The organism is Streptococcus pseudopneumoniae (assembly GCF_001072315.1).
Classification (GTDB): domain Bacteria; phylum Bacillota; class Bacilli; order Lactobacillales; family Streptococcaceae; genus Streptococcus; species Streptococcus pseudopneumoniae_R.
This window is the reverse complement of sequence record NZ_JVLI01000202.1, coordinates 1-2,027: the sequence shown is the minus strand read 5'-3', so window position 1 is coordinate 2,027 and position 2,027 is coordinate 1. Positions and strand designations below refer to the sequence as shown.

The following is a 2,027-nucleotide window of genomic DNA, read 5'->3' as shown; positions in this document are numbered from 1 at the left end:
GTATTTTCTTTACCGTACAATACTTCAATCTGACTTTGAGATTGCACCATCATCTTGATAGAAATCTCTCGTGAACGAATAACAGAGATAATTGACGGTAAATTAGGAATCTTCCCAATCTGACCAAACTCATCCCCCCACACCTGTAGATGTAATAAGTCTTCCCTGGTCTTTGTTGGATGTTCACCTAATATAACTGCATCTGCAGTTTTTATTAGCACATCAAAAATGGTACTAAAAAGAAGAGCAGATAAGAATTGATAAGCTGGATCCACCTCTGGAATATGGATAAAAACCGCTGTTTTCTCAATATTCCATTTTTCAATTTCCAGCGTATCTTTTTCAATAATCTTTCTCAGCTGTTCATGATCAAATACTGAGAATGTAGTCGCAAAAATAGCGTAGACAGAAGCACGTGTCTGTCCATCAAAGTTTTTATTGAATAGATCCCACTGCCTGCAGGCATAATTCCCTGGGCTCCTTCTCTCCAGGTCTTCAAACATCAATTCAACCGGGCTTTCTGCTTCTGGATGATTCCGTCTCAATTCTCGAATCATATCTGTAACCTGCCCTAAATTAGGCAGATAGCGATCCATCTGACCATCCAAATAAAGATAGCCAATTAGAGAACGCATCAAGAGTTTATTTGCTGCAGGCCAAAAAGGATCACTTTCATGACCATTTCTGTTGAGAGACTCTGTAATTGCCTCTGCCACTCGGTCTATATCCATTTCATTATGAATATATCTAAAAACGTTGAAGCCATCTGAATTCAGGAAAGTAATCAAATCAAAAATCTTCATCTTATAGCCTTTTTCTACAAGTGATTTCCCTGTTTCATGAATCAAAATCCCTTTAGTATCTGTAGTTACAAAACTAGAGTTAGCTTGTAATATATTCGGTTTTACAGCACTACGTGTCTTTGAATCCCCTGTACCTCCATATACCAGAATATTTTTATTAATCTGATTTTCAAAGCTCAAGCGGTTATTAAATAGTCCCATCTGACTGTTCTGGGTAAAAATCATATTCTTTTCAGGTTCTTCGTCTCGAAATCTCATCAACTCTTCTCTTGTCGCAAAACGAGCTGATCCATGTTCTTCTCCATAACGGTAAGTCCCCGTATCAGATACTCTCAAATACAATAGAAAAGCACTCAGAAATCCACTCATACCAATCAATAAAGAAGTTGGTGTGAATTGAAAATCAAACCAAGATTTATCGCCTAGATGGTCGCTCATCCAGTTAAGCTTTCCAAGACCAAATACATCCGTTACTGAATCGGTATCTGGTGCTAACAGCCACAGTTTAAAGAGCCAATGAAAGAGATAAAATAGGCCTAATCCTAACAACAAATACGGTCTAAGTCTCCGTTTCTTCTTTTCTGTGATCACTTCATTTTCCCTCCAATCTGTGGTTCGATATTTTCCGGAAGAACAAATTCCTTCGTATGAATGTTTACCTGGAGGGACGAAATTTTCTCTTGTTCAACCGCTTTGAAATGTTGTAATTTCTCCTCAAAAGAAGTTGTTTTCCCATTTTTAAGATTTCGCTCATTGAATCCTTTAGGATCTCTTGTGATGCCTTCTAGGACATCCTTAAAGGCTTGTTCGACAACACCTTTATCTTTTGCATTAAAAGCAAGAGTTGTCTTTCCATCTGGATGAGTATAAAAAGAAAAGCCAATCCCGTATTGGCCCAGTTCTTTTCGAACTGCCTCGAGATTGACTTCATTATGTAGTAATTGCTGGACTTCTTTAGCATCTGCTGTTGCCATGAATTTATTCCAGTCTGTCTCACCAGTAAAGAGGACATTCTCCCCTCTGGCTTGATACATTTCAACTGCTTTAGAGCTCACCAAGAAGAGTCCCTTTAAGATGACTTCTCCTGTCACAAGAGTTGCCCGTCCTAATTGGGCTACCACTTGTTCTTGTTCCATTTTAGCTCACCTCTTCAATTTTGAAATAAAGATCCTTCAGTTGACTAGCTTGTTTCTCTTTGGCAAGAATCTGTTGTCGCAACTCATT

The 2,027-nt window shown here is 38.4% G+C and carries 2 protein-coding genes; both read right to left on the bottom strand.

Annotated features, from left to right (window positions below):
* On the bottom strand, positions 1–1,394 hold a 1,394-nt coding region (locus ADH54_RS10220), incomplete at its 3' end, for a VirD4-like conjugal transfer protein, CD1115 family (protein WP_049525046.1).
* A complete protein-coding gene (locus tag ADH54_RS10215; RefSeq protein WP_049525045.1) occupies positions 1,391–1,939 on the bottom strand; it encodes a DUF3801 domain-containing protein in 549 nt (182 codons plus the stop codon). The genes ADH54_RS10215 and ADH54_RS10220, both read right to left, overlap by 4 nt.
* Positions 1,940–2,027: the final 88 nt, after the last annotated feature.